At 71.8% G+C, this 26,111-nt stretch carries 25 protein-coding genes and 4 pseudogenes; 12 read left to right on the top strand and 17 right to left on the bottom strand.

Features of this window, described 5'->3' with window-relative positions:
* Positions 1–58: 58 nt before the first annotated feature.
* The 6 genes and pseudogenes from O3X23_RS32410 to O3X23_RS32385 form a co-directional block, all read right to left on the bottom strand.
* Entirely contained in the window at positions 59–1,309 is a 1,251-nt protein-coding gene (locus tag O3X23_RS32410; protein WP_269275906.1) for an MFS transporter, read from the bottom strand.
* Complete coding sequence (crcB, locus tag O3X23_RS32405) at positions 1,306–1,683, bottom strand: fluoride efflux transporter CrcB (protein WP_269275904.1); 378 nt, start codon at positions 1,681–1,683, stop codon at positions 1,306–1,308. Before crcB ends, O3X23_RS32410 begins: the two co-directional genes overlap by 4 nt.
* Positions 1,680–2,030, bottom strand: coding sequence for a DUF190 domain-containing protein (locus tag O3X23_RS32400; protein WP_269275902.1), 351 nt, complete (start codon positions 2,028–2,030; stop codon positions 1,680–1,682). Before O3X23_RS32400 ends, crcB begins: the two co-directional genes overlap by 4 nt.
* Entirely contained in the window at positions 2,027–2,524 is a 498-nt protein-coding gene (locus O3X23_RS32395) for a fluoride efflux transporter FluC (RefSeq protein WP_269275901.1), read from the bottom strand. The genes O3X23_RS32400 and O3X23_RS32395 overlap by 4 nt, the downstream gene beginning before the upstream one ends.
* 422 nt (positions 2,525–2,946) lie before the next feature.
* A pseudogene (locus O3X23_RS32390) lies at positions 2,947–3,449 on the bottom strand (undecaprenyl-diphosphate phosphatase); the annotation flags it as partial.
* 14 nt (positions 3,450–3,463) lie between these two features.
* Positions 3,464–4,042: pseudogene (locus tag O3X23_RS32385) on the bottom strand (phosphatase PAP2 family protein); the annotation flags it as partial.
* A gap of 132 nt (positions 4,043–4,174) precedes the next feature.
* Between O3X23_RS32385 and O3X23_RS32380 the strand changes: the two are divergent.
* The gene (locus tag O3X23_RS32380; protein ID WP_269275896.1) at positions 4,175–4,561 is read left to right on the top strand and encodes a BlaI/MecI/CopY family transcriptional regulator; all 387 of its coding nucleotides are present in this window, start codon (positions 4,175–4,177) and stop codon (positions 4,559–4,561) included.
* A gap of 15 nt (positions 4,562–4,576) precedes the next feature.
* Positions 4,577–5,509, top strand: a complete 933-nt coding sequence (locus O3X23_RS32375) for a M48 family metalloprotease (RefSeq protein ID WP_269275894.1) — start codon at positions 4,577–4,579, stop codon at positions 5,507–5,509.
* 722 nt (positions 5,510–6,231) lie between these two features.
* On the opposite strand, the gene O3X23_RS32365 is transcribed toward O3X23_RS32375, so the two are convergent.
* Entirely contained in the window at positions 6,232–6,588 is a 357-nt protein-coding gene (locus O3X23_RS32365; RefSeq protein WP_269275893.1) for a hypothetical protein, read from the bottom strand.
* Between the two features lie 30 nt (positions 6,589–6,618).
* Here O3X23_RS32365 and O3X23_RS32360 point away from each other — a divergent pair, with 30 nt between their 5' ends.
* Together O3X23_RS32360 and O3X23_RS32355 are read left to right on the top strand one after the other, a co-directional pair.
* The gene (locus O3X23_RS32360) at positions 6,619–6,855 is read left to right on the top strand and encodes a hypothetical protein (RefSeq protein WP_269275891.1); all 237 of its coding nucleotides are present in this window, start codon (positions 6,619–6,621) and stop codon (positions 6,853–6,855) included.
* Between the two features lie 200 nt (positions 6,856–7,055).
* Positions 7,056–7,412: a chaplin gene (locus O3X23_RS32355; protein WP_269275888.1), complete on the top strand. Its 357-nt coding sequence runs from the start codon at positions 7,056–7,058 to the stop codon at positions 7,410–7,412.
* Between the two features lie 723 nt (positions 7,413–8,135).
* On the opposite strand, the pseudogene O3X23_RS44345 reads toward O3X23_RS32355, so the two are convergent.
* Positions 8,136–8,246: pseudogene (locus O3X23_RS44345) on the bottom strand (HipA family kinase); the annotation flags it as partial.
* A 239-nt stretch (positions 8,247–8,485) separates the two neighbouring features.
* Here O3X23_RS44345 and O3X23_RS32350 point away from each other — a divergent pair.
* On the top strand, positions 8,486–8,977 hold the full coding sequence (locus O3X23_RS32350; protein WP_269275886.1) for a Rieske (2Fe-2S) protein: 492 nt from the start codon (positions 8,486–8,488) through the stop codon (positions 8,975–8,977).
* 39 nt (positions 8,978–9,016) lie between these two features.
* Here the strand turns inward: O3X23_RS32350 and O3X23_RS32345 are convergent, their stop codons facing one another.
* Positions 9,017–9,670: an isochorismatase family cysteine hydrolase gene (locus O3X23_RS32345; protein ID WP_269275884.1), complete on the bottom strand. Its 654-nt coding sequence runs from the start codon at positions 9,668–9,670 to the stop codon at positions 9,017–9,019.
* 175 nt (positions 9,671–9,845) lie between these two features.
* Between O3X23_RS32345 and O3X23_RS32340 the strand changes: the two genes are divergently transcribed.
* On the top strand, positions 9,846–10,304 hold the full coding sequence (locus tag O3X23_RS32340) for a pyridoxamine 5'-phosphate oxidase family protein (RefSeq protein ID WP_269275882.1): 459 nt from the start codon (positions 9,846–9,848) through the stop codon (positions 10,302–10,304).
* On the opposite strand, the gene O3X23_RS32335 is transcribed toward O3X23_RS32340, so the two are convergent.
* Entirely contained in the window at positions 10,301–11,824 is a 1,524-nt protein-coding gene (locus O3X23_RS32335) for an SDR family oxidoreductase (RefSeq protein ID WP_269275880.1), read from the bottom strand. The two genes, O3X23_RS32340 and O3X23_RS32335, sit on opposite strands and share 4 nt — an antisense overlap.
* A gap of 219 nt (positions 11,825–12,043) precedes the next feature.
* Between O3X23_RS32335 and O3X23_RS32330 the strand changes: the two genes are divergently transcribed.
* The 5 genes and pseudogenes from O3X23_RS32330 to O3X23_RS32310 form a co-directional block, all read left to right on the top strand.
* Positions 12,044–12,802 carry an SDR family oxidoreductase gene (locus O3X23_RS32330; RefSeq protein WP_269275878.1) on the top strand — a complete coding sequence of 253 codons (759 nt, stop codon included), beginning with the start codon at positions 12,044–12,046 and terminating at the stop codon, positions 12,800–12,802.
* A 129-nt stretch (positions 12,803–12,931) separates the two neighbouring features.
* Complete coding sequence (locus tag O3X23_RS32325; RefSeq protein WP_269275876.1) at positions 12,932–13,672, top strand: TetR/AcrR family transcriptional regulator; 741 nt, start codon at positions 12,932–12,934, stop codon at positions 13,670–13,672.
* A 114-nt stretch (positions 13,673–13,786) separates the two neighbouring features.
* Positions 13,787–14,140: a YciI family protein gene (locus O3X23_RS32320; protein ID WP_269275874.1), complete on the top strand. Its 354-nt coding sequence runs from the start codon at positions 13,787–13,789 to the stop codon at positions 14,138–14,140.
* Positions 14,140–15,375: an RNA polymerase sigma factor gene (locus tag O3X23_RS32315; RefSeq protein ID WP_269275872.1), complete on the top strand. Its 1,236-nt coding sequence runs from the start codon at positions 14,140–14,142 to the stop codon at positions 15,373–15,375. Before O3X23_RS32320 ends, O3X23_RS32315 begins: the two co-directional genes overlap by 1 nt.
* 120 nt (positions 15,376–15,495) lie before the next feature.
* Positions 15,496–15,732, top strand: a pseudogene (locus O3X23_RS32310) (LLM class flavin-dependent oxidoreductase); the annotation flags it as partial.
* 37 nt (positions 15,733–15,769) lie between these two features.
* Here the strand turns inward: O3X23_RS32310 and O3X23_RS32305 are convergent.
* The 7 genes from O3X23_RS32305 to O3X23_RS32275 all read right to left on the bottom strand — a co-directional run bounded on the left by O3X23_RS32305 (position 15,770) and on the right by O3X23_RS32275 (position 24,291).
* Positions 15,770–17,791 carry an acetoacetate--CoA ligase gene (locus O3X23_RS32305; protein WP_269275868.1) on the bottom strand — a complete coding sequence of 674 codons (2,022 nt, stop codon included), beginning with the start codon at positions 17,789–17,791 and terminating at the stop codon, positions 15,770–15,772.
* Between the two features lie 60 nt (positions 17,792–17,851).
* The gene (locus O3X23_RS32300; RefSeq protein ID WP_269275866.1) at positions 17,852–18,430 is read right to left on the bottom strand and encodes an RBBP9/YdeN family alpha/beta hydrolase; all 579 of its coding nucleotides are present in this window, start codon (positions 18,428–18,430) and stop codon (positions 17,852–17,854) included.
* Entirely contained in the window at positions 18,427–19,779 is a 1,353-nt protein-coding gene (locus O3X23_RS32295) for an MFS transporter (protein WP_269275864.1), read from the bottom strand. The genes O3X23_RS32300 and O3X23_RS32295 overlap by 4 nt, the downstream gene beginning before the upstream one ends.
* A 53-nt stretch (positions 19,780–19,832) precedes the next feature.
* Complete coding sequence (locus O3X23_RS32290) at positions 19,833–20,747, bottom strand: TauD/TfdA dioxygenase family protein (RefSeq protein ID WP_269275862.1); 915 nt, start codon at positions 20,745–20,747, stop codon at positions 19,833–19,835.
* Between the two features lie 43 nt (positions 20,748–20,790).
* Entirely contained in the window at positions 20,791–21,870 is a 1,080-nt protein-coding gene (locus O3X23_RS32285; protein WP_269275860.1) for a quinone oxidoreductase family protein, read from the bottom strand.
* A 16-nt stretch (positions 21,871–21,886) separates the two neighbouring features.
* Complete coding sequence (locus tag O3X23_RS32280; RefSeq protein ID WP_269275858.1) at positions 21,887–22,960, bottom strand: 3-keto-5-aminohexanoate cleavage protein; 1,074 nt, start codon at positions 22,958–22,960, stop codon at positions 21,887–21,889.
* A gap of 308 nt (positions 22,961–23,268) precedes the next feature.
* Positions 23,269–24,291, bottom strand: a complete 1,023-nt coding sequence (locus O3X23_RS32275) for an AraC family transcriptional regulator (RefSeq protein ID WP_269275856.1) — start codon at positions 24,289–24,291, stop codon at positions 23,269–23,271.
* 296 nt (positions 24,292–24,587) lie between these two features.
* Here O3X23_RS32275 and O3X23_RS32270 point away from each other — a divergent pair, with 296 nt between their 5' ends.
* On the top strand, positions 24,588–26,087 hold the full coding sequence (locus tag O3X23_RS32270) for a long-chain-fatty-acid--CoA ligase (protein WP_269275854.1): 1,500 nt from the start codon (positions 24,588–24,590) through the stop codon (positions 26,085–26,087).
* The last annotated feature ends 24 nt before the right edge of the window (positions 26,088–26,111 follow it).

Genomic DNA, 26,111 nt, shown 5'->3' with positions numbered 1-26,111 from the left:
CGGTGGCGTCAGTGCGCTGACGGTGAAGCTCATCGTGTGCTCCTTGTGCGTACGGGGGTCAGGCGGCGGGGCCGGAGGGGCCGGGACGGGTAACGGCGAGGAGGGTCAGGGCGGCTGCCTGGATGCAGGCGGTGACCGTGATCAGGGCGGGAATGGACACGTCGTACAGGACACCGGCCAAAGCGCCACCTGCGGCGGTGGCGGCACCCACCACGGCGGCGAAGATGCCGTACGCGGTGGCCCGGCGGTGCGGCCCGACGAGGTCGGCGACGGTGGCGCGCAGGGTCGATTCCTGCACGCCCATGGCAGCACCCCACACCAGGGCCCCGACTACCGCGAGCGCGACACTGGAGGTGAAGGCCAGCACCGGGACCGCTGCCGCCAGCACGGGTAGAACGGCCAGGCCTTTGGGGCCGATGCGGTCGTACGCCCACCCGGTGGCCAGAGCCGCTACCGCGTCGGTGGCCATTGCCCCGGCGTACAGAACCGGCACGGCGGCGGTGGTGAGCAGGTGTTCGGTGATGAGGTGGAAGGACAGGACACCGAAGGTGGCGAACCCCGACATGGTCGCAGCCGTGAACGCGGCGTAAATCCAAAAGGCCCGGGGCAGCCGCTCACGAACCGGGGGACCTGGGGCGGCCTCGGCGCTGGATCCCCCGCTCGGCGCGGGTGCGGGGATCTCGTACTGGGTGGGGTCGGGGACGCGGGCACGCAGCCAGAACAGCATGAGCAGGACGGCGAGGCCGGGCAGCGCCAGCACGCCGAGGGCTGGTGCGTAGTGATCGCCGGTGGCCGCCAGTATGCCGGCGACGACGAGCGGGCCGATGAGGGCGCCGATCTGGTCCATCGCTTCGTGAACGGCGAAGCCCTTGCCGCGGCCGGTGGCGGCGGTGGCATGGGAGAGCAGGGTGTCCTTGGCCGGGGAGCGGACCGCTTTGCCCACCCGTTCGGCGATGACCAGGGCGCAGGCCACCCACAGTGCCGAGGCCAGTCCGAGCACCGGCACGGTGATCACGGTGAGGGCGTAGCCGGAGATGGTCCAGGCCCAGAAGCGGCGGGTGCGGTCCGCGAGCGGCCCCGATCCCAGGCGCAGGACGAGGGCGGCGGCCTCCCCGATGCCGGTGACCACGCCGACGACGGCGGCGGTGGCGCCGAGGTGGGCCAGCAGGGGGCCGGTGATGGAGCGGGCGCCTTCGTAGACGAAGTCCGCCAGCAGACTGACGGTGCCGAAGGCGATGACGAACCGCCACGCGCTCAGGCCCGGCCCGCGCCGCTCACCGACCCTCTGCGCAGAGCCTGGCCGGTTCACGCGAACAGGGCCTCGGCGAGGGCGAAGCCCAAGAAGGCGGCGCCCAGTCCGGCGACAATGGAGGCGACGACGTTGGCCGCAGCGAAGAACTTCGCGCCGCTCTCGGCCAGGCGCATTGTCTCGTAGGAGAACGTCGAGTACGTGGTCAGTGCCCCGCACAGCCCGGTCCCCAGCAGCAGCTGCACCGTGTGTCCTGCGGTGCCGGACAGAGCGGCTCCCGTAAGGGCACCAAGGACCAGCGAGCCGGCGACGTTGACAGTGAAGGTGCCCCAGGGAAAAACGGTGTCGTGGCGAGCTTGAACGGCACGGTCGGTGAGATAGCGCAAGGGGGCGCCGACCGCGCCGCCGAGGGCCACCAGCAGGAAGTCGCTCACCGGGTCGCCGCCTGTGCGCCGTCGAAGCGGACGATCTGGATGGGCTCCAGGGTGATCAGGCCCTCGATGTTCATCTCTTCGAGCTGCGGGACGAACGCCTGGATGCGTTCCTCGGAATCAACGATGACTACCGCCACGGGAAGGTCATCGGCCATCGACAGGAGCCGGGTGGTGTGGACGATCTGCCGGCCGCCGAAGCCCTCCATGCCGTGGAAGATCGACGCGCCGGAGAGCCCGGCGGCATGGGCCCGGTGGACGATCTCGCTGCACACGGGCTTGTGGTGCCAGGTGTCGGTGTCATCGAGAAGGACGGTCAGCCGCAGCGCCGCCTGTGTACTCCAGGTCATGATTCGCTCCACTTCGCCAGAACGCGGCGCGTACTCCACGCGCCCACGGTCACCGCGACCACAGCGGCCACGGCTGTTGCCGCCAGATAGGTGAGCGCGATCCCCGCACGGCCGCCGGTGACGAGGCGCTCGATGTCCACGCAGTAGGTGGAGAACGTCGTGAAGCCGCCCAGCACCCCGGTGCCGAAGAACGGGCGCAGCAAGGGATGCGCGGAAAAGATCTCGGTGACGGCGACGAGGAACACGCCGATCACCAGACACCCCATGGCGTTCACCATGAGAGTGGTGAAAGGAAAGCTGCCGGTCGCAGTCGGCCACGTTTGGGCAGCGCCGAAGCGGGCGAGCGCACCCAGCGCCCCGCCAATAGCTATCACCAGCAGGACGCCGTAGTGCGAGCGCCGCAACTCGCGGCGCTGCCCGGCATCCGCCAGGTCGATATCGGGGTCGGTGGGCTCCTGTGCCGCTATGGACAGCCCGGTCTCGTCCGAACGCATACTTCTCCCTACACGTGGTGGCCCTTTCCACGCGTGCGGGCAGGGTTGTTCACGGGTAGGGACTGTTGGCGGCAGCAGTGCCGCGGTTCGGGTACGGCGAGCCCCACCGCCGCGCGGCGCAGGAACACCACCGCATGCGGGGCAGCCTACCGTGGCGCGGCCCGGCAGGCGTGGATGACCACGCCGTCGGGTGTGCTGAGGCAGAGTCGCTATCGCGATGTTTCTGCCGTCCGGCAGATGATGCAGGTGATCCGTCGCGCGGCAGTGGGCCGAGTACTGAGGCCCATTCCGTCCGACGAGCGCAGCATCTTGTGGCCGACGTGCGCGTGGCTGGCACAGACTGCGGCGCCGCACTGCTGGCAGACGGCGACAGCGGGCACCCGATACGACAACTGCGAGGCGGCGATGCAGGCTGTGCCGCGTCAGGCGATCAGCGTGCCGCTGCCCAGCAGGGCGAACAGCAGGGCGCCGATGATGATCCGGTAGATGACGAACGCATTGAAGGTGTGCTTGGCGACGAACTTCAGCAGCCAGGCGATCGAGGCGTAGGCGACGACGAACGAGACCACGGTGCCGACGATAAGCGGGGTGGCGCCCGCTCCGGCCCCGACCGCGTCCTTCAGCTCGTACAGGCCGGCCCCGGTCAGGGCGGAGATGCCGAGGAAGAAGGACAGGCGGGTGGCGGTGACGCGGTGCAGGTCGAGGATGAGGCCGCTGGACATGGTGGCGCCCGAGCGGGAGAAGCAGGGGAAGAGCAGAGGAACTCCGTCACTCCCTCGACCACGCCCAGGATCACGGCCTGTCCGATACTGATCGCGCTCACGGGCGCTGCCTTTCCATCGAAGCGACGGCACCGGTCTTCCGGCGCCTGGGCAGAACAACCACCAGTGCGGCCAGCCCCGCCCAGCAGGCCGCCAGCAGCCACCCGGCCAGCACATCGGTCGGCCAGTGCACGCCGAGGACGACCCGGCTGACGCCCACCGCCGCCGCCCACGTCCCCGGCAGAGCGAGCAGGGCGGGCCGCAGGCGCGTGTGAGCCCGGCGATGCGCGGCGACGGTGAGCAGGACAGCGACGACCATCGATGTCGCGGTGTGCCCGGACGGCATGGCCCAGCCGTTCGCCGACCAGGCCCAGTCCGCCATCGGCGGCCGGGGCCGGGCCAGCGCGGAAGCCAGGACGATGCGCGGCACCTGCGCGGAAGCAAGCGCCACCACCCCCAGCAGACCCCCGCGCGACCAGCCTCTTCGGGCGGCGAGCGCACCGGCCAGCGCGGCCAGCACATACGCGGGTGCTCCGCTGCCCGTCACCGTGACGCCCACCGCGAGGCCGCGCACCCATGGCGGGCGGTGGCCCAGCACCCAGGCGTGCACCGTGCTGTCCACGGCGAACGGTCCGCCGTGCGCCGTTGCGGTGGCGGCCACCAGCGCCGCCAGCAGCGACCCGCACACCAGCACCAGCCCGGCCGGCAGACGCCACACGCCCACGAAGCGAGGACCATCCACGTCGGAAGGTGACATCAGGCATCCTGTCGGCACGGGCCGGTCCGGCCAGAGGGGCGGACGGCATGGGAAACTGGTCGGACAGCGTAACTTCTATTCGCGAATAGAAGTTACGAGTGACTGTAGACGACGCACGAGGGGAGCGGGACCGTGGGCGCTCACGAACCACTGCCAGGCCCCGGCAGCAGACGCCGGGCCAACGGGTCGCTGGAAAGCGAAATCCTGTCACTGCTGCAGAGCACCGGTACGGCCCTGACGCCCGGCGACGTGGCGGCCCGTCTGAGCGCACCGCTCGCCCACACCACGGTGGCCACCACCCTGGCGCGCCTGCACACCCGCGGCGTACTGCAACGCAGACCGCAGGGCCGCAGCTACGCCTACTCACCCGTCACGGACGAGCCCGGACTGACCGCCAAGCACATGCACCAGGTCATGGACGGCGGGAAAGACCGACAAACGGTCCTGACCCGCTTCGTCGACGAGCTCTCCGACGACGACGAAAACCTCCTGCGCCGGCTGCTCGGCACCCACGAGTAGAGGGCCTCCGCCGCGATGCATCTAGCCGTCTATCTGCCGCTGCTCTTCCCCGTACTGGCCGCCCTGGCCGCCGGTCCGCTCTCGCGCCGCCTCGAACCGCGACTGGCGACCTGGCTGATGACCATCGCCGCTCTGGTACTGGCGACCTCCAGCACCCTGGTCCTGGGCCTGCTCGCCCTGTCCGGCCTGGTACGCATCCCGCTCGTGGCCGCTCTCAAGGACTATTCACCCGACGTGATCGCCCGCGAGGACCCGGCCGCATGGCCCGCCGCCCTCGCCGGCGCCATCTTGCTCACGCTGGCCGCCATCGCCACGGTCCGCCTCACCACCCGCAGAACCGGAGCACTGTGGTCCGCCGCTCTGGAAGCCGCCTGCCTCCCCGGACCGGACCCGGTCGTCGTCACCGACGACGACAGCGCCGACGCCTATACCATGCCGGGCCTGCCCGGCCGCATTGTCATCTCCCACGGCATGCTCGACGCCCTCGACCCCGCAGGCCAACAGATCCTCCTCGCCCACGAACACGCCCACCTCGACCACCACCACTACGCGTTCATCTCCCTCAGCCAGCTCGCCGCCGCGGCGAACCCGCTGCTGCGCCCACTGGCCGGCGCCGTCGCCTACACCGTCGAACGCTGGGCCGACGAACACGCCGCCCAGCACACCGGCAACCGCCGCGCCGTCGCCGAGACCGTCGCCAAAGCAGCCGTCGCCACCAAACGCACCCGCGCCCGCCGGCGCATCCCCCCGGCCGCCCTCGGCATACTCGGCCGCCCCGCCACCCCAGGCCCCGTGCCCCGCCGCGTCGCAGCCCTCCTCTCACCACCGCCCCACAGCCCGCCCGTGCTCCTCCTGGCCGCCAGCATGCTGTTGGCAGCCAGCGGGCTGTGCGCCCTGGAGGCCGTCCACGACCTCCACCAATTCCTGGAACTCGCCCACGCCCACTGACCACCACAGCACCGGCCAACTACGCCCGCAGGTAGCCCCACCTTGCGTTTTCCCGGGCCAGTTGCAGGATCAGCTTCTTGAGTGCCGCCCTGGTCGGCGGTCGCCCGGCACGAGCACGCCGGGCTGTGGTCCCACTTCGCGGAGATGAACCGGCGGTGCCAGGCTGGCAGCGTGCCGGGCGTGACCGGAAGGACCTCGAGCCAGCGGTGACGGGGTATCAGTCTGGACAGCGCCGCCAGCCAGAACCGGTCCCCCGGCTCGTAGCGGACCGGGCCGGCGAGCCAGCGGCGCGGGACCGCGTTCTCGGGCCGCAGCGCGAGCAGCTCGGCGCCTCTCGCGGTGTCGCGTCGCAGCAGCACCCCGGGGACGGAAAGCAGCTTGCGGGCCACCTTGTACAGCAGCGAAATGATCACGTCGGCATGGTGTCACCGAGCTTCCCCCACCGCTGCCAGCTGCAGCGAAGACTTTCCGAGCCCGACAGGCAGGAGACGTCACGCCCTGCAGCGCGGATTCGTGGACGACGAGATCGGCGACCAGATCGCGGGAGAACCACAGGTGTACCGGCCGGCCGACGCGTATCTGCGCTTCGTCGTCGGAGAAGCTCTTCGGGATTGGTCACCGACGGCGATCCGGCGCTACGGCAACGTTGTACCCAGGGGCCGGGGCCGCGCCAGCACGGGAGGCTGTTACTGTGCGCGCGGCCCCGGTCGGTCAGCGGCGGTTCAGAAGCGGATACACACCGGTCCCAGGTTGTAGTTGACCGCGCCGAACTGGGTGACGGTCGAGTTACACGCGGCGTTCCTCAGGTCCTGGTCGGACTCGATGGCCCGGCCCCTCCCCTGGTCTTGACCGTTGTCGGAGTCGAAGTCGATACACACCGGTCCCAGGTTGTAGTTGACCGCGCCGAACTGGGTGGTCGCGTCGTTGCACTGCGCGTTCAACGCCTGCCGGACCATCGCATCGTGCTTGCCGTGCTTGCCGTGGTCGGAGTGCTCGGTGGCCGAAGCCGCGCCGGCGCCCGCCATCACAGCGGCAGCAGCCAAGGCGGTGGCCGCGATGGCCCTACGGAAACCCATCATGATCTTTCCCCTGAAGTGGAGGACAAGGACATGAGTCACTTCACCAGCGGCGGTCGGCGGCGCACGCCGGACACGCCGCACGGAGCCCGCGCGTCCAGCAAGTGGCCGAATCATCGCCCTGAGGCGCTGCGAGCCGACCGCGCAGGTCAGCTGCCCGGGGTACACGCCCGCGAGCGGGACGCCACCGACGATACGGGCATCACCGGCGACGCCTTCTGCGAGATCCCGAAGGTGGGCGTGGAGCTGTGCCGCCAGGGCTGCGGATGATGCGGTCGCGTCTGGCAGGAAAAGGGTGAACCCGCCAGGCCCGACCGGACCTCGATGTCGCATCCCAGGAACGAGCCGCCGGCGGTCCACGACACGGGTGGCATCACGTGGGCTGCCGTCATTCACCCTGCCGAGTGGGCGCGTTGGGGGGTCAACGCCGTGACCCTGCGGCGGACTCATCCCTTTCAAGGAGACGTTTGATGTCCCGTATTGCCCAGGCAGCCGCCATCACCGCCGCCGTCGGCGCCGTCCTGGCCACCGGCGCCGGCATCGCCGCTGCCGACGCCGACGCCCAGGGCGCCGCCATCGGCTCCCCCGGCGTCCTGTCCGGCAACCTCATCCAGGTCCCTGTTCACGTACCGATCAACGTGTGCGGCAACACCATCAACGTCGTCGGCCTGCTGAACCCCGCGTTCGGCAACACCTGCCAGAACATCAGCAGTGATAACGACAAGGCCGACCACAGCGACCACAAGGGCGACAGCAGCGGCCACAAAGACGACCACCAGGGCGACGACGAGGGCGAGTGGGCCGGCCACGACAACAGCAACCGCTGACCAGCGCCCCACCTCCTCTCACCCGGGCCGCCGGTACCCGGACGCCAGCCCGCACGGGATCAGGGACACCACACGCCCCTGATCCCGTGACGCGTCCCCGCGGCCCCAGCCAACGCTCCGTGCGCCACTCGCCCCGATTTGACGCGCAGGGCGCTGCCTCCGGTGTTGCTGCTGCTGGTTACACTCCCTTGGCCGGGATGAGCCGTCCGTCGACCAGCTGCTGAGTTGGCCCAAGCTCGCCATGTCCGCCGCCCCGACGCCGGATGCGATCCGGCCCGGATGAGTGAGCAGTGCGCTCGGGGCGTTCCGGCTGTCGGTTTTCCCGCGCGAGCGGGGGTGGTCCGACATTGCCGACGTCATCGCCCCCTTCCTGTGGGGTCTTCCCGCGTGAGGGGGCGAGGCAGAGTCCAGCGGGTACCGGCCACAGCATGACGACGCCGACGTGTTCGAGCAGCTGGGGGGAGGTGACCGTGACGCTGCCCCAGCATGGAGGCGCTTGCGCGATGCGAATCGGCACGCCCCGCACTCGTATTGCCAGACGGGACAGGCGGTGCTCCTGCGGCAGTCTCTCTGGGGAGAATCTGGGGAGTGCGAGCGGCCCTGGGGAGCGCGTGGGGAGAATCAGCTGCACATCCGGGCACGAGTCTGAAAGATCCAGAAAGACGAATCCGCCCAGGCCAGAGCCCTGTTCAGCGACATCGCCTCAGGTCAAAGCCGTCAGCTGGACAACTTCACGACGTACGTGCCGAGGTCGTCGGCCTCGACCACCCCCGGCACCGAGCCGCCCTCGCGCAGGGGGGTCACGTACCGGATCCCAGTTACCTCTGTGAGCATCGCACCAGGCTACTTGGCGGTGCGGGGCGGCGGACTGGGCGGGCGGCGGAGCCGCCGGCAGGTCGAGCCGTCAGCGGGTCGAGCCACCGGCCGGTTGAGCCATCAGCCGGAATTCCTTCGCCGCTTTGAACGCATCGGGGGATCCCTGCGTATGACGGGGCGGGCGCGGCATCACGCCCTCCGGGTGGCTCCTCCCCGCCACCCGGGCTCTCCACCGATCTACCGACAGGAAGTGCCTCATGACCGACACCTCCGGTATTCCCGCGGCTCCGACCCGCCGCACGATGGTCGCCGCGGCGGGCGGCGTGGGTCTCATGGCCGCTCTGACCGCGTGCGGCGGATCGGACAAGGCCGGCGACACCCCGGCGGGCACGACTCCGGCGCAGCCGTCGGCACCCGCCGACAGCTCGGCGCCGGCCGCGTCCGCCCCGGCCGCGGACGGCGGCGAGGCACTGGCCAAGACCGCGGACATCCCGGTGGGCGGCGGAAAGATCTTCGCGGACAAGAAGGTCGTCGTCACCCAGCCGACCGCCGGTGACTTCAAGGCGTTCTCCGCGGTCTGCACCCACCAGGGCTGTGCGGTCAGTGACGTGGCGGACGGCACCATCAACTGCCCCTGCCACGGCAGCAAGTTCAGCATCGCGGACGGCAGTGTCAGCGCCGGCCCCGCGACCAAGCCGCTGGGCGCCGCCAAGGTCACCGTCGCGGGCGGCTCGCTGCAGCTGGGCTGACCGCCGCGGGCGGGGCCGCACCGGAGACGCCGCGTGTCGCTACGGCTTTCCGGTGTGCGGCCCCTGCCGCTTCCAGCAGGCCAGGATGTCGTCGGTCGCACTCACCGTGGAGACGAGCGCGAGGGTGTGGCGGACGACGGCCTCGGTGTACTCGCGGGGCACTCCCGCGATGGCGTCGGCGGGAACCACCACCTGGTACCCCAGGTTGACGGCGTCGAAGACGGCATTGGGGATCGCGATGTTCGCGGAGACCCCGGTGACGATCAGGGTGCGGCAGCCCAGGTTGCGCAGCAGCGCGTCCACGTCGGTCCCGGCGATCGGCGACAGGCCGTGCAGCCGCCGGACGACCAGGTCGCTGTCGGCGAGCGGTATCCCCTCGGCGAGCCGCACCGCGGGCGTGCCGGTCAGCTGCTGCACGGGCAGCCGCCCGGCGGCGCGGAAGAGCCGCGCGTTGTGGTTGGCGCCGCGCCCGTCCGGGCGGCGCTCGGCAATGGCGTGCAGGACGGCGGCGCCCACCTCGTGGGCGCCGCCGACCAGCCGGGCCACGTTGCCCAGCGCCCCGGAGTCCCGCGTCTCGGCCGCGAGCTCCGGCAGCGCGCTGTCCGGCCCCACGACGCCGCGCTGGCACTCGACGGTCAGTACGGCGGTGACCGCCGGGTCCAGCAGCTCCATCAGCCGGTCGCTCGGCGCCATGACTGCCCCCTCGTACGACGGACCTCAACGGATGACGACGGAGCGACCGTAGCTGACGAACCGTCAGCCAGGAAGGGACGCGGCACACGAGGGCACACTCACCGCCACTGGACGCCCGCGCCACCGTCCCCCATTATTTCTGACACACAGTCAGGCAAATGGAGGTGTACGACTCATGGCCGTCATTCAGCGGCGGGGCCGCAGGATCATGATGACCCCGCCCGAGGTCGACGCCTTCCTCGCGGAGCAGCGCACCTGCCGCGTGGCGACCGTCTCCAAGGACGGCCGGCCCCACGTCGGCGCCCTGTGGTTCGCCTGGGACGGCACATCGCTGTGGCTCTACTCCATCGTCCGCAGCCAGCGCTGGACCGACCTGCTGCGTGATCCGCGCGTCTCGGTCGTGGTCGACGACGGGGTCGAGTACGGGGAGCTGCGCGGCGTCGAGCTCTCCGGAACCGTCGAGTTCATCGGCGAGGCGCCGCGCACCGGCGAGCCGGTCGCGGAACTGGAGGCCCCCGAGCGGCTCTTCCCGGCCAAGAACTTCGGGCTCGACACCATGCCGCACGACGGCCGCCACGCCTGGCTCCGCCTCACCCCGGAACGGATGGCCTCCTGGGACTTCAGCAAGATCTAGGACGAGGGAGCGGCGGTGGCGGACGGTGTCACGGCCTCCCGCGCCGCCGCCTTCGCGATGTTGCGGGCCATGCCGCCGAAGACCACCGAGTGGAACGGCGCCACGCTCCACCAGTAGAGGTGACCGGAGAGGCCGTGCGGATGGAACAGCGCGCGCTGGCGGAAGAGGGTGGCGCCCGCGTCGTCGCGGTCCACCGACAGTTCCAGCCAGGCCAGCCCCGGCAGCCGCATCTCGGCGCGCAGCCGCAGCAGGACACCCGGCTCGATCACCTCCACCCGCCAGAAGTCCAGCGAGTCCCCCGCCCGCAGCCGTGCGGCGTCACGGCGGCCCCGGCGCAGCCCGACGCCGCCCACCAGCCGGTCCAGCCGGCCCCGCACGGCCCAGGCGAGCGGGAAGGAGTACCAGCCGTTCTCACCGCCGATGCCCTCGATCACCCGCCACAGGGCCGCCGGCGGGGCGTCCACCGTGCATTCGCGCCGGTCGGTGTAGAGGCTGCCGCCGGCCCAGTCGGGGTCCGTGGGCAAGGGGTCGCTGGGGGCTCCGGGCACCGCGGCGGACGACCAGCGGGTGGGGACGTCGGAGTCCCCCAGCCGCTTGAGCGCCAGGCGCACCGATTCGTCGAACCCGATCCGCCCGGCGGGCGGGTCGGGCACGTAGCGCGCCAGATCGTTCTCCGCGCAGACGACCTCATGCCGCAGTGACTCGGTGAGCGGACGCGCGATGGAGCGCGGTACGGGGGTGACCAGCCCGATCCAGTGGCTGGACAGGGTCGGCGTCAGGACCGGTACGGGGAGGATCACCCGCCGCGGGAGCCCGGCGACGGCCGCGTACCGGTGCATCATGCCGCGGTAGGTGAGGACGTCCGGGCCGCCGAGGTCGAAGGACCGGCTCACGTCGGGCGGCAGGGCGGCGGCGCCGACGAGGCAGCGCAGCACGTCGCGAACGGCGATCGGCTGGATGCGGGTCCTGACCCAGCTCGGGGTGATCATCAGCGGCAGCCGCTCGGTGAGGTAGCGCAGCATCTCGAAGGAGGCGGAGCCGGAGCCGATGATCACCGCGGCCCGCAGGACCGCGGTGGGCACCCCCGAGGCGAGCAGGATGTGCCCCACCTCGGCGCGGGAGCGCAGGTGCGGGGAGAGCTCAGACTCCGGGACCCCGCTCGGCGTCAGCCCGCCCAGATAGACGATGCGCCGCACCCCGGCGGCGCGGGCCTGCTCGGCGAAGAGCCTGGCGGCGCGTCGGTCGGTCTCCTCGAAGCCGCGCCCGGTGCCCAGCGCGTGCACCAGGTAGTACGCGGTGTGCACGCCCTCGAAGGCGGGGCGCAGCGAGTCCGCGTCGGTGACGTCGCCGCGCACCGTTTCGACGCGATCGACCCAGGGGTAGTCGCGGAGCTTCTCCGGTGTGCGGGCCAGGCAGCGGACGGCGTATCCGGCCTCGAGCAGCGCGGGCACGAGCCGGCCTCCGATGTATCCGGTGGCTCCGGTGACCAGGCAGCGGCGGGTGCTTTCGTCTTCGGGCATACGGGGATGCCTACCCGACTGTCGGCGGCAATCACAGCAGGTGGGTGGCGGGCGCTTCGGCTGCCTCGTGCGCCCCGGGGCCCCGCGGAATCCCCGCGGAGGTGGCGTAACGTCGCTACGTCGAAGGGTAGCATCGATACGGTATTAGTGTTAGCGTTGCTCTTGCCGAGTGGGGGGACGTCGCCTCCACCGCGTCGGACCACACCAGGGAGCACCGCCATGAGCGAGCAGCAGACCAGCGTTTCCAGGGCTTCGAACCGGGTCGCGATCATCACCGGAGGGTCCCGCGGGATCGGCCGGCAGAGCGCCGAGCGACTGGCCGCCGACGGATTCGCCGTCGTCGTCAACTACGCCGGCAACCAGACCGAGGCCGACGCGGCCGTGGCGGCCATCACCGAAAGCGGTGGCAGGGCGGTCGCCTTCCGCGCCGACGTCGCCGACGAGGTCTCGGTCTCGGCTCTCTTCGACGCCGCCGAGCGGACGTTCGGCGGCGTCGACGTCGTCGTGCACGCGGCGGGCGTCATGACGCTGGCACCGCTGGTCGACACGGATCTGGACGCCCTGGACCGTATGCACCGCACGAACATCCGCGGCACCTTCGTCGTCGACCAGCAGGCCGCGCGCCGGCTGCGCGGCGGTGGGGCGATCATCAACTTCTCCAGCTCCGTCGTGGGACTGGCCATCCCCGGCTACACCGCCTACGCCGCCACCAAGGGCGCCGTCGAGGCGATGACCCTGATCCTGGCCCGGGAGCTGCGCGGCCGGGACATCACCGTCAACGCCGTGGCCCCCGGCCCGACCGCCACCGCCCTGTTCCTGGACGGGAAGGACGAGGAGACCGTCACGAGGATGGCCGCCCAGGCCCCGCTGGAACGCCTCGGCACCCCGCAGGACATCGCCGAGGTCGTCTCCTTCCTCGCCGGACCCGCCCGCTGGGTGAACGGCCAGGTGCTGCGGGCCAACGGCGGCATCGTCTGACCGGCACCCCGCCGTTCCCCTTCGTCTCCCGCTCCGCACATTCGACCGACCGAGGAGTCCCGCCATCCTCCGCCCCCACACCCCGCCCATACGTAGCACCGCTACGCCGCGCTTGATAGCGTCCTCTTCGTGAGCACCCGAGCGCGCATCCTGGAGGTGGCGGCCGACCTGGTCGCCGAGTCCGCGGACGGAGACGTGTCCACGCGGGCGGTGTGCGAGGCCGCGCAGGTCGGGGCCCCGGCGCTCTACCGGTACTTCGGGGACAAGGAAGGCCTGCTGTCGGCCGTCGTCGACCACGGCTTCGACCGGTACCTGGCCACGAAGCGGCAGCACCACACGGGCGCCGATCCCCTACAGGACCTGCGCGACGGCTGGGACAGCCACGTGGAGTTCGCCCTGCAGAACCCCAATCTGTACCGGCTGATGAACTCCCCCGCGATGCGCACCACGCCGGCCGCGGCGCTGGAGTCCCATCAGATCCTCACCCGGGACCTGGAGCGGGCGGCAGCGCTGGGCAAACTGCGGCTCGCCCCGGACCTGGCGGCCCAGATAGTCATGTCGGCCAACGTCGGCGTGGCTCTGATGTTCGTCGCCCGGCCCTCCACGTTCACCGACCGGAGCACCTCGCACCGCGTCCGGGACGCGGTGCACGCCTCCGTCTTCACGCCGGACGTGTTCAGCCCCCGGACCGCCCCGGACACCTCCGCGAGCGGCCAGGACGACGACGCGCAGCTGCAGTCGACCGCGAGCCGGCTCAACGCCCTGCTGCGCCGGTCGCCCGACCGGGCGCTCAGCGTCGCCGAGACGGTCCTGCTGACCGAATGGCTGGACCGGCTGTCGAACGCCCCCGGCGACGGCGGCCACCGGTAGCCCACAGAAAAAACTCCAGGAGTTTTCCGCACAGGGTGTCGATCCGGGGCCGCGCCGTTCGTTCAGAGAGTGAGAAGCCGGCACGAGCCCGGCGCAACGACCTGGGAGGACACCATGCCGAAGTACCTGCTCAGCGTGATGCAGCCGCAAGGAGAGCCGCCCGCCCCCGAGGTGCTGCAAGAGATCATGCGGAACGTGGAAGCCCTGCACGAGGAACTCAAGGCCGCCGGAGCGTGGGTCTTCGCCGGCGGTCTGCACGCCCCGAGCACGGCCACCGTCGTGCGGCTCCAGGACGGCGAGGTGCTCACCACCGACGGCCCCTACCTCGAGGGCAAGGAGTATCTCGGCGGCCTGTCCATCATCGAGGCTCCCGACCTCGACGCCGCGCTGGAATGGGGCCGCAAGAGCGCCCGGGCGATCACCCTCCCGATCGAGGTACGCCCCTTCGCCGGGGAGGCCACCGGCTGATGCCCGCTCCGCCGGCCGTCCCCGCATCGGAGATCGAACGGGTCTTCCGGGCGGAGTACGGCCGCTCGGTGGCGGTCCTGGTCCGCGTCTTCGGCGACATCGACATCGCCGAGGAGGCCGTCCAGGACGCGTTCACCACGGCGCTGGAACGGTGGCCCTCCGCCGGGCTGCCCCCGAGTCCGGCCGGCTGGATCATCACCACCGCACGCCACCGGGCGATCGACCGCCTCCGCCGGGAGGCGTCCCGCCAGGACCGGCACGCCCAGGCCGCTCTGCTGCACGCCCGCGACGCACCGCCCGAGGAGGGTCCCGTGCGCGACGACCGGCTCCGTCTGATCTTCACCTGCTGCCACCCGTCCCTCGCCCCCGGAGCGCAGGTCGCGCTGACGCTCCGGCTCCTGGGAGGGCTCAGCACCACCGAGATCGCCCACGCGTTCCTGGTGCCGGAACCGACGATGGCCCAGCGGCTGGTGCGCGCCAAGGGCAAGATCCGCGATGCCCGGATCCCCTACCGGGTCCCATACGAAGCCGACCTCCCGGGACGGCTCCGGGCCGTACTGGCCGTGGTCTACCTCATCTTCAACGAGGGCTACACGGCGAGTTCGGGCGACCGGCTGGTCCGCGAGGACCTCTGCGCGGAAGCGCTCCGCCTCGGACGGCTGCTGGCCGAACTCATGCCGGACGAACCCGAGGTCATGGGGCTGCTCGCCCTCATGCTGCTCACGGAGTCCCGCCGCCGCGCCCGCTCCGCCCCGGACGGCGGGCTGGTGCCGCTGGCCGAGCAGGACCGCGCACGGTGGGACGGCGCGCTCGTCGCCGAGGGGCAGGCCATCGTCCGGCAGTGCCTGCGGCGCGGCCGGCCCGGCCCCTACCAGGTCCAGGCGGCGATCAACGCCGTGCACAGCGACGCCCCCAGCACGGCCGCCACGGACTGGCGGCAGATCCTGCGGCTCTACGACCAGCTGCTGACGCTCACCCCGACCCCCGTCGTGGCCCTCAACCGCGCGGTCGCGGTGGCCGAGGTCGAGGGCCCCGAAGCCGCGCTCCCCCTCGTCGAGGAACTCGGCCTCGACGGATACCACGTCTTCCACGCCATCCGGGCCGACCTGCTCCGGAGACTGGACCGGAAGGACGAGGCACTGACGGCGTACGAGAAGGCAATGGCACTCACCAACAACAAACCGGAGCACGACTTCCTCACCCGCCGCCACCAGGAGCTCGACCCGACCCCCTGACCAGCGACATCAGCGGGCCCGGCGCAGCGCACTGCGGCGACGCGCCCGTCCGTGCCGGGCGGACGGTGAGCCACCTGCTCGATGAGGGGGCACGTCGAGAGGGCCCGTAGGCTCGGGAGCATGCGACTGAGCACAGTGATCCTTCCCGTTTACCGCTGGTCCGAGGGCCGGGAGGTGTGGCGGCGGGCCGAAGACCTCGGCTTCCACACCGCCTACACCTACGACCACCTCTCCTGGCGCACCTTCCGGGACGGACCGTGGTTCGGTGCGGTACCCACGCTCACCGCAGCCGCGACGGCCACCGAGCGGATGCGGCTCGGGACGCTCGTCACGTCAGTCAAGCCTCGTTCACCTATGGCGGCCTGACCTGCAAAACTTCTCACGGCCCGGGCCCCTACGCCGGACCCGCCGTCCGCCGCTGCGGCGGCGCGGACGCGGCGGCGAACTCCGCGAACCAGTGCAGCATGTCGGGGCGCTGGACCGCGCCCTCGCTGCTGACGTCCTCGACGCGGGCGCCCTGCAGGATGCGCTTGACCGGCACTTCGAGCTTCTTGCCGGTCAGGGTGCGAGGGACGGCGGGGATGTGCACGACGGTGTCGGGCACATGGCGCGGGGAGAGTTCGCGCCGGATGGTGGCGGTGATCCGGGCGCGCAGGGCGTCGTCGAGCTCCACGCCGTCGGCGGTGGCCACGAACAGCGGCATCCAGTAGCCGCCGTCGGGCTGCTCCGCGCCGATGACCAGGCTGTCCGTGATCTCCGGGAGCTGCTCGACCACGGCGTAGATGTCGGCCGAGCCCATGCGCACGCCCATGCGGTTGAGGGTGGAGTCGGAGCGTCCGGACACGACGACGGACAGGTCGTCGTCGACGGTGACCCAGTCACCGTGCCGCCACACGCCCGGGTAGGTGGCGAAGTACGCGGCGCGGTAGCGGGAACCGTCGGGGTCGCCGACGAAGTGCAGCGGCATGGACGGCATGGGAGCCGTGACCACGAGTTCGCCCTGCGCGCCGGTCAGGGACCGACCGGAGGAGTCCCAGGCGGCCAGCGCCACACCGAGCGCCGGGCCGGGGATACGCCCCGCCCGTACCGGGAGCAGTGCGGAGGCGCCGGCCAGCACGGAGCACACGTCGGTGCCGCCGCAGAGCGACTGCAACCACACCCCGGGCAGCTCACGGTGCGCCCAGTGCCAGGTGGAGGCCGGGAGCGAGGAGCCGGTCTGCAGAACGGTGCGCAGCCTGCCCAGGCCGTGCGCGGCGGCCGGGCGGGAGCCCGCCTTCTCGGCGGCGGCGAGGTACGCGGCGCCGACGCCGACGACGGTGGCCCCGGTGCGCTCGGCGACCCGCCAGGCGCCGTCGGCATCGGGGTGGGTGGGGCTGCCGTCGTAGAGGATCACGGTGCTGCCTCGTAGCAGGCCGCCGACCAGGAAGTTCCACACCATCCAGCTGGTCGAGGTCAGGAAGAGGTAGCGGTCGTCGGCGCGCAGGTCGGCGCCGAGGCCAAGGGCCTTGAGCAGCTCGACGGTGATGCCGCCGTGGCCCTGCACGATGCCCTTGGGCACGCCGGTGGTCCCGGAGGACCACAGGATCCACAGCGGGTGGTCGAAGGGCACGTCCGTAAAGCGCAGCGGGCCGTCGGCGGGGGGAAGCGCCGACCAGACGTGCCGGTGGACGTCCGGGCGCCCGGTCCAGGGGTGGGCGGGTTCGGCGAACAGATGCTCCACGGACAGCAGGTGACGCATCGTCGGCAATTGCTCGGCGATCTCGGCCACGGCAGGGCGCCGGTCGAAGTCCTTGCCGCCGTGCCGGTAACCGTCGGCGGCCACCAGCACGGTGGGGCGGGCCTGTCGCAGCCGGGCCAGGACGCTGGGCGTGCCGAAGTCGGGCGAGCAGACCGTCCAGGCCGCGCCGACGGCGGCGGTGGCCAGCAGGGCGACGACGGCCTGCGGGATGTTCGGCAGGTAGCCGGCGACGCAGTCGCCCGGCCCCACGCCCATGGCGCGCAGTGCCCGGGCGACGGTGGCGACCTGTTCGCGCAGCTCGTGCCAGGAGGTCTCCTGCGGCTCGCCCTCCTCGCCGAGCGAGACCAGCGCGGGACGGGTGTCGTCGGCGGCGGCCAGGCACCGCTCGGCGAAGTTGATCCGCGCGCCGGGGAACCAGCGGGCCCCCGGCATCGCGCTGTCGGCCAGTACCCGGTCGGGGTGGTCGGCCCGGTGGCCGGTGGCGGCGTCCAGACCGTGGAACTCCCACACCGCCGACCAGAAGCCGGCCAGGTCGGTGCTGCTCCACCGCCACAGCTCGGCGTAGTCGGCGAAGCGCAGTCCGCGCTCCCGCTCCAGCCACCGCGTGAACGCGGCGACGGCGGAGTGCTCCGTCTGCTCGGGGCCGGGCGACCACAGCAGGTCACTGTCGGTGCTCATCGTCGCTTCCCTGGGTGGTGCGGGTGGGGGTCGTGGTCCGGACGCCGCCGGGGCGGTGGTTCAGTCGCGCTCGAGCTCGGCCAGCAGCTCGGCGGCCTGTGGCCAGGGGCCGTGGCCGGAGGCGGGGTTGAGGTGTCCGACCTCGCCGAGTTCGACCAGGCGGCTGCCCCAGTCCCGGGCCAGCTCGGCGACCTGGGCGAAGCCGCACAGCGGGTCGTTCGAGCTGGCCGCCACGATGCTCGGGAAGGGCAGTGGCTTGCGCGGGACGGGCGTCCAGCCGTTCTCGGCCAGTTCCCGGGGGGCGGGGTAGCCCGCCGGGAGCGGGCTGTCGAAGTCCGGCGGAGTGGCCAGCAGTGCCCCGACAACCCCGGCACCGTGCTGGTGGGCCCAGTGGACGGCGGTGATCACACCGGCGCTGTGGGCCACCAGGACGACCGGGCCCTCGACCTGCGCGACCACCTGGTTCAGGGCCTCGACCTGCGCGGCGCGGCCGAGCCGGCCCTGCGTCGGTGGGAGGACGGTGCGCACGTCGCGGTCGGCGACCGCGAGCGTGTGGGCCAGCACGGTCTGCCAGTGCTCGGCGATGTGGTCGCGCAGCCCGGGGACGATGACGACGGTGGGTTCACCGGGACGGCTCATGCGGGGACTTCCGTTGCGTTGGGCCGGGGCGCGGCCGCGTCGGCGCGGGCGGTGAGCCGGGCGAGGTCGCGGGAGTAGAAGCGGCGCCCGATCAGGAAGGCGGCCACGGCCAGGACGGAGATCAGCGGGATCACCCGCAGTGCCTGGCGCAGGCCCATGTGGTCGGCCAGCGTGCCCGTCACCGACGGCCCCGGGGCGAGCCCGAGGAAGCTGTTGGCCAGGGTGAGCGTGGCGAACGCGGTGGCGGAGATGGCGACCGGGGTCAGGTTCGCCACCATCGCGGCGGCCGGTCCCGCGGTCCCGGCGCAGACCAGCGCGCCGGCGGCGAGCAGGGTGAGCTGCGCGGGGCCCGCGGGCAGACTGAACGCGGCCATGAGCAGCACCAGCGAGCCGAGACTGCAACTGATCGCGACGGCCCACTTGCGCTGCGGGAACGTCTGGCTGACGCGGTCCGAGACGAGGCCACCGCCGATCATGCCGATACCGATGAGCAGGGCGAAGAGCCCTGCGGTGGCGCCGGCCCGGCCGGTGGCCAGGTGGTAGTAGCGGTTGAAGAAGCTGGGCAGCCAGGAGATCAGCGCCCCCGCGACGAACAGCTGCAGACCGCTGCCGACGTAGGCGCTGACGACGGAGACGGAGGAGAAGAGCTGCGGCAACAGGGAGCGCAGTGGGGCCCGTTCCCCGGCTGCGGCGGAGCCGCCGTCGCCGGTCGAGGCCCGCTGGGGGTCGAGGCGTTTCTCGGTGACCACGACGGCGTACACCGCCGCCAGTACCAGGCCGAACACACCCATGGCGCCGAAGGCCCAGCGCCAGCCGAAGGCCTCGGCGATGGCGCCGCCGACCGCCACGCCGAGCACCGAGCCGAACGCGCCGCCGGCGATGAACGCGCCGGACAGCGTCGCCCGCATGGCGAACGGGAAGACGCTCAGCACCACGGCTATGCCGACACTGCCGTACGCGGCCTCGCCGACGCCGACGAAAAGCCGGCCCAGGGCCATCTGCTGGTAGTTCGCCGCCAGGGCGCAGCCCAGCGTCGCCACGCTCCACAGCACGGCGGCCAGTACCAGGCTTCTGACCCGGCCCCAGCGGTCCGCCAGGAACGACATCGGAAAGGTCAGTACGCCGACGGCCAGCGCGACGATCCCGCTGAGCGAGCCCAGCTTGGAGTCGGAGAGCAGCCACTGGGTCTTCAGGAGCGGGAAGACCGCGTTGAGCACCTGCCGTGACATGTAGTCGGACAGCAGGAGCGCGAAGCTCAGTAGGAAGACCACCCAGGCGTAGCGCCTCGTCACGGCCGGCGCCGCGGAGGGGATCTCCGTCGGCGCCTCGGCGGTGGTGGGGAACCTCATTGTTGCCACCTCACCTTTCCCGGTGCCCCTTGCGGGGACTCGGGCGCGAATGATTAGAAGGGTCGGTCGCCGACGATTCCCGCGCGTTCCATCTTGCGGGGGGCGCGGCCGTAGTCCTGGACGGCGTAGTGCTGGGTGGAGCGGTTGTCCCAGATCGCGACGCTGTCGGGCTGCCAGCGCCAGCGGACCTGGTACTCCGGGACGGCGGCCTGGCTGATCAGGTAGTTCAGCAGCTGGCTCGCGCCGGGCGCGTAGTCCTGGCCGAAGCGGACCCGCTCGGGCGTGTGGAAGTTGACGAAGTGGGTGGCGAAACTGTTGACGAAGAGGATCTTCTCGTCGGTCTCGGGGTGGGTCCGCACCACGGGGTGCTCGGCGTCGGGGTACCGCGCCTTGAGCTGGTGGCGCGTCTCCGTCGGCATCACCGCGCCGAAGGTGGCCTCGATGCTGTGGCGGGCGCGCAGCTCGGCGATCTGGGTCTTGACGTGCTCGGGGAGGCGACGGTACGCCTCGGCCATGTTGACCCAGATGGTGTCGCCGCCGACCGGCGGGGACTCCACGCAGCGCAGTACGGCGCCCAGGGACGGGTTCTCCCGCCAGGTCCCGTCCGTGTGCAGGGCGTTCTCGTAGTGCTCGGGCTTGCTGTCCAGGTCCTTGTAGATGCGGACCAGACCGGGATGGTCGGGGTCGCTGCCGGCGACGGGGTGGTCCTCCAGGGCTCCGAACCGCGAGGCGAAGGCCACGTGCTCGGCCCGGGTGATGTCCTGGTCGCGCAGGAACAGCACCTTGTACCGCAGCAGCAGCGCCCGGATCTCGGCGAACAAGTCGTCGTCGCGAGCCGCCTCGCCGAGATGGACGCCCGCCAGCTCGGCACCGATGGTGCAGGTCAGAGGTTCGGCTTTGACCGAGCCGAGGCTGGCCGACCGCACCAGCGCGGGAACGCCCGCCTCGGGGGCTTGGGTGTGGTTCATGGTGCTCGCTCCAGGGGGTCTGTGGAGTCCACGCGGGGCGTGGTCACGGGACGAGGACGGACGAGCCGGTGGTGCGGCCGGCTTCCAGGTCGCGGTGGGCCTGCGCGGCGTCCTTGAGGGCGTATCGCTGGTTGGTCTCGATCACGATGCGGCCGGAGGCGACGTGGCCGAACAGCTCCGCGGACAGTTCGTCGCGGTCGGCGGGGTCGGCGATGTAGTCGGCCAGCGCGGGGCGGGTGACGAACACCGAGCCGGCCAGGGCGAGCTGCACGGCGTCGATGGGCGGAATCGGCCCGGAGGCCGTGCCGAAGCAGACCAGCAGGCCGCGTCGGCGCAGTGACGCGAGCGAGCCGGCGAAGGTGTCCTGGCCGACACCGTCGAGGACCACCGGGACGCCGGCGCCGCCGGTCAGCTCGCGCACCCGGGCGGCCACGTCCTCGCGTCGGTAGTGGACGACGTGGTCGGTGCCGTGGGCACGGGCCAGCTCGGCCTTCTCCTCGGTGGAGACGGTGCCGATGACGGTCAGCCCCAGCAGCTTGGCCCACTGCGAGACGATCAGGCCGACGCCGCCGGCCGCCGCGTGCAGCAGGATCGTGTCTCCTGCCTTGAGCGGGGCGATCCGGCGCATCAGATAGGCGGAGGTGAGCCCGCGCATGGTCATCGCCGCGGCGGTCTCGCAGCTGATCGCTTCGGGCAGCTTGATCAGGTGCGAGGCGGGCATGACCCGCTCGGTGCTGTAGGCGCCCAGCGGACTCCCGGTGTAGGTCACCCGATCGCCTTCGGCGACGTGGGTGACGCCCTCGCCGACGGCCTCGACCACGCCGGCCGCCTCGACGCCGATGCCCGCGGGAAGCGGCGCGGGGTACAGGCCGGTGCGGAAGTAGGTGTCGGCGAAGTTCACGCCGACGGCCTCGTGCCGGATGCGCACCTCGCCCGGGCCCGGAACGCCGACGGTCACCTCGTCCCATCGCAGGACGTCGGGGTCGCCGGTCTGGTGGAAGCGGATGGCGTGTGCCACAGGGTTGCTCCGTTGCTCGTCGATGGTGCGGCGGCGCGCCTCGGGGCGCGCCGGCCCGGGGACGGCGGCGGTCGCGGGGTGCCAGAAGTCGGCGCCCCGCGGCACACCGCCGGGTCCTGGCTCAGACCAGGGCGCGCGAGCCCTCGGGGCGCAGCATCGGACCGCGCTGTCCGGGCCGGCGGTTGGGCACCATGCCCAGACGGGCCAGGGTCTCGTCGGTGTCGGCGTAGTACTCGCCGATGTGGTAGATCTCGCGCGCTTCGGGACCGGAGGCGATCTCGCGGCCGAGGCCCTCGGAGATCTTCACCATCTGCTCGACCTGCCGCACCGACGTCATGCGCTCACCCTTGCGGCCCCAGAGGTTGTCCTCGTTGCCCACCCGGACGTGGCAGCCGAGGGCGATGCCGATGGCGTTCATCGGGGCGACCGCGCGCATCGAGCTCTCGATGGTGAGCACCGCGCCGTCCGGGACGCGGCGCACGAACTCGACCAGGTCGGCGGGGTGGCGGCCGGCGAAGCCGCCGCCGATGGCCACGTAGTTGAGCACCAGCGGGCCGGTGTGGACGCCGGCGCGGATCATCCGCTCGACCGTCTCCAGCTGGGCGAGGTGAGCCAGCTGGAAGTGCGGCTGGATGCCGTTGGCGTGGAGCCTCTTGAGGTGCTCCAGGTAGAAGTCGGGGCCCGCCTCGACCACCATGTTGCGGTACGCGGTGTGCAGCGTCGGGTTCTTCCCGATCGAGGTGCCCTCCAGGTCCTCGTCGGTCATGATCTCGACGATGTTCATCTGGCTGGTGTTGATCGCGATGGTGACCTGATCGGGCGCCGGGTCGACCTCGGCCAGCAGGTGGCGGGTGTCGTAGCTGAGCCACCTGGCCTCCTCGCCGCCCTCCTCGGGAGCGAACGAGATCGAGCCGCCGATCTGGATCACCATGTCGGGGACGGCCGCGCGCAGCCGGGCCATCATCTCGTTGAACATCGACATGCGCTTCGAGCCGTGGCCGTCCAGCTCGCGCACGTGCATGTGCAGCACCGTGGCACCGGCGTTGTAGCAGTCGACGGCGGCCTGGACCTGCTCGTCCATGGTGAGCGGGATGTCCGCCGCGTCACCGGGCAGCCACTCCGGACCGTACGGCGCGGCCTGGATGACCAGCTTTTCCTGGTTCTCGGGGTACAGCGAGTCGTCGTGGAAGTGCACGGTCCGTCTCCTTCGGGAAAGCGACCACTCGTCGGCGCGACCCCGCGGGGCGGCGCTTTCCGGGACGAGGATCGAGGTGGTGGTGCAGAGGTCCGGACGGCCTGACAGCCGGTCACCGGCGGCCGGCTGGAGCCCCGGAGTCCGCGCGGTCGGGGTAGGGGAGCCGCGCGGCGCTCTCCGGGGAGCCGGCCCCTCGGGGTGGTGTCCAAGGTAGGCCGGGGAGCTCCTGGATGCTTTACCACAGGAGACGTTCGACTTGTCATTCTGGGACACCGACGAGGTCGGACCCCCGGCGCGCCCGGTGGCGGCTACTCCTGCCCGGCGGACTGCCCGGCCCGCCGCCGGGCCCGCCACTCCCGGGCGCTGCAGCCGAACTGCGCGCTGAACCAGCGCGAGAAGGCGCTGGGTGAGGAGAACCCGAGCAGCGTCGAGATGTCTGTGAGGGACCTGCGCGGATTCGCCACGAGCTGCTCGGTGAGCTGCCTCCGGGTGGCGTTGAGCAGGGAGGAGAACGTCTCGTCCGAGTCGGCCAGGCGGCGGTGGACGGTGCGCCGGTCGACGCCGAGGCTGTGGGCCACCTGCTCGACGGAGCAGCGCCCGGTCGGCAGCAGCACCTCGATCAGCTCGCGCACCCGATCGGCCGCGGAATGATCCCGGGGCGCGGCGATGGCCTCGAAGTACTGCTGCGCGTAGGTGCGCAGCTGGGGGTCGGACAGCGCGTTGCGTGCGGACAGGTCGCTCGCGTAGAAGACGATGCCGTCGAACTCGCGCTCGAACTCCACCGTGGGGCCGAAGAAGCGCCGGTACGGGGCGGAGTCCGCGGGTGCCGGACAGGTGAAGCAGACAGTGAGCGGCTGCCAGTGCTCGCCCAGGAAACTGCGCAGGACGCGGTGGTAGGCCGCCACCGCCAGATCCGTGGCCTGGCGGTGTTCGACCGACTCCCCCACGTCCAGCGCCACCTTGAGCGTGGCCAGACCCTGGGCCTCGGACAGCCGGGTGTGCAGCACCTCGTTGTACATGTGCTCGTGCCGCACGAGCAGGCTGATCGCGCTGCGCACGTCGGGTTCCTCACGGACCACCAGGCCGATCGGTCCGAGGGTCGACAGACGGCGGTACTCAGCCAGGCGCAGCCCGAAGTCCTCGTGGTGGGCCGCGGCGGCGGTGAGCTCCAGCAGGCGCACGCCCGCGGCGCCCGAGATCCAGCGGTCCTGGACGGCGAGCGCGGCCGCGTCCAGGCCGACGCTTCTCAGCAGGGGCTGCGGGTCGACGCCGAGCGAACGGCTCAGCTCGATGTAGCCGTTCAGGGCGGCGCTGCGGATGAGAGGTTTCACGGGCTGCTCCAGAGCTGCCGAATCGTGCGTCCCCAAGTGATAAGTCCTTCGTCCCGCAAGGTCAAGCATTCGGGCGGCGGAATTCCTACGCTGCAGGGGCCGCGCCGGTGCCGCTACGGCCCCGGCGTCCGGGGACCGCATCGCCCGCCGGGAACCGCCCGTGTGGTTCTGGGTACCGACCAGAACGGTGCGGGCGGCACACCCCGGGGCCCTCAGGCCGCTGCCTCCACCCGCTGAAACCGTCCGGCCCGACCCCGCCCCCGCTGCCCCGTCACCTGAATCCCGAGGACCCCGCCATGACCAACCTCGCCAGCCTGCTGGTGGCCAGCGCCGCCGCCCACGGCAGCCGGACGGCCGTCCGCCAGGGCTCCACGGCCCTCGGCTACGCCGAGCTCGACGACCTCAGCGCCCGTGCCGCCGCGCTCCTGCACGCGCGCGGCGTCCGCCCAGGCGACCGCGTCGGGCTGGTCATGCCCAACATCGCGCACTTCCCCGTCGCCTACTACGGCATCCTGCGCGCCGGCGCCGTGGTCGTGCCGATGAACCCGCTGCTCAAGGCGCGGGAGATCGCCTTCACCCTGCGCGACTCGGGCGCCCGGCTGGTGTTGGCCTCGCCGGCGGCGCGGCAGGAGACCGCCGAGGCAGCCGCCGCGACCGGCACGGACTGCCTGATCGCCGAGCCGGAGGCGTTCGACGCCCGGCTCGGCGCGGCCGAGCCGCTGCCGGGCATGGTCGAACGCGCCGACGACGACCTCGCGGTCATCCTCTACACGTCCGGCACGACCGGCAGTCCGAAGGGCGCCGGCCTGACCCACCGCAACCTGCTGTCCAACGCCGCCACCACCGCCGAGACGCTTTTCCAGGCCCGTCCCGGCGACGTCTTCTTCGGCGGTCTTCCGCTGTTCCACGGCTTCGGGCAGACCTGCGCGCTCAACGCCTCCGTCGCCGCAGGGGCGACCCTCACCCTGCTCCCGCGCTTCGACCCGGACGCGGCCCTGCGGATCCTCGCCGAGGACGGCGTCACCGTGTTCCTCGGCGTGCCCACCATGTACACGGCCCTGCTCCACGCCGAGCTGCCCGACGGCTTCGATGCCCAGCGGCTACGGCTGGCCGTCTCGGGGGGAGCCGCACTGCCGGTCGAGGTGCTGCACGGCTTCGAGCAGCGGTTCGACGTGCCGGTGCTGGAGGGGTACGGCCTGTCGGAGACGTCCCCGGTGGCCGCGTTCAACGCGCCGGACCGTCCGCGCAAGCCCGGCTCGATCGGCCTGCCGGTGCGCGGCGTGGAGCTGCGGCTGGTCACCGAGACGGGGGCGGACAGCGCACCCGGCCAGGTGGGCGAGATCGCCGTGCGCGGCGAGAACGTGATGGCGGGCTACTGGAACCGCCCCGACGCGACCGCCGAGGCGGTCCGCGATGGCTGGTTCCACACCGGCGACCTGGCCCGGGTGGACGAGGACGGCTACTGGTTCGTCGTCGACCGCAAGAAGGACATGATCATCCGCGGCGGCTACAACGTCTATCCGCGCGAGATCGAGGAGGTGCTGTACGAGCACCCCGCCGTCGCCGAGGCCGCGGTGGTCGGCGTGCCCGACGGCACCCTGGGCGAGGAGATCGCGGCCGTCGTCGTCCTCAAGCCCCGAGCGCACGCCACGGCCGACGAGATCCGCGACCACGTCCGCACCCGCGTGGCCGCCTACAAGTACCCCCGTGTGGTCCGCTTCGCCGACACACTGCCCAAGGGCCCCACGGGCAAGATCCTCAAGCGGGAGATCACGATCGATCCTGCCGGATTCTGAAGCGCCGCCGCGCGGAGCGGGCAC

It is taken from the genome of Streptomyces sp. H39-S7, from assembly GCF_027158205.1.
Taxonomy (GTDB): domain Bacteria; phylum Actinomycetota; class Actinomycetes; order Streptomycetales; family Streptomycetaceae; genus Actinacidiphila.
This window is presented reverse-complemented; position numbering and strand designations above follow the sequence as displayed.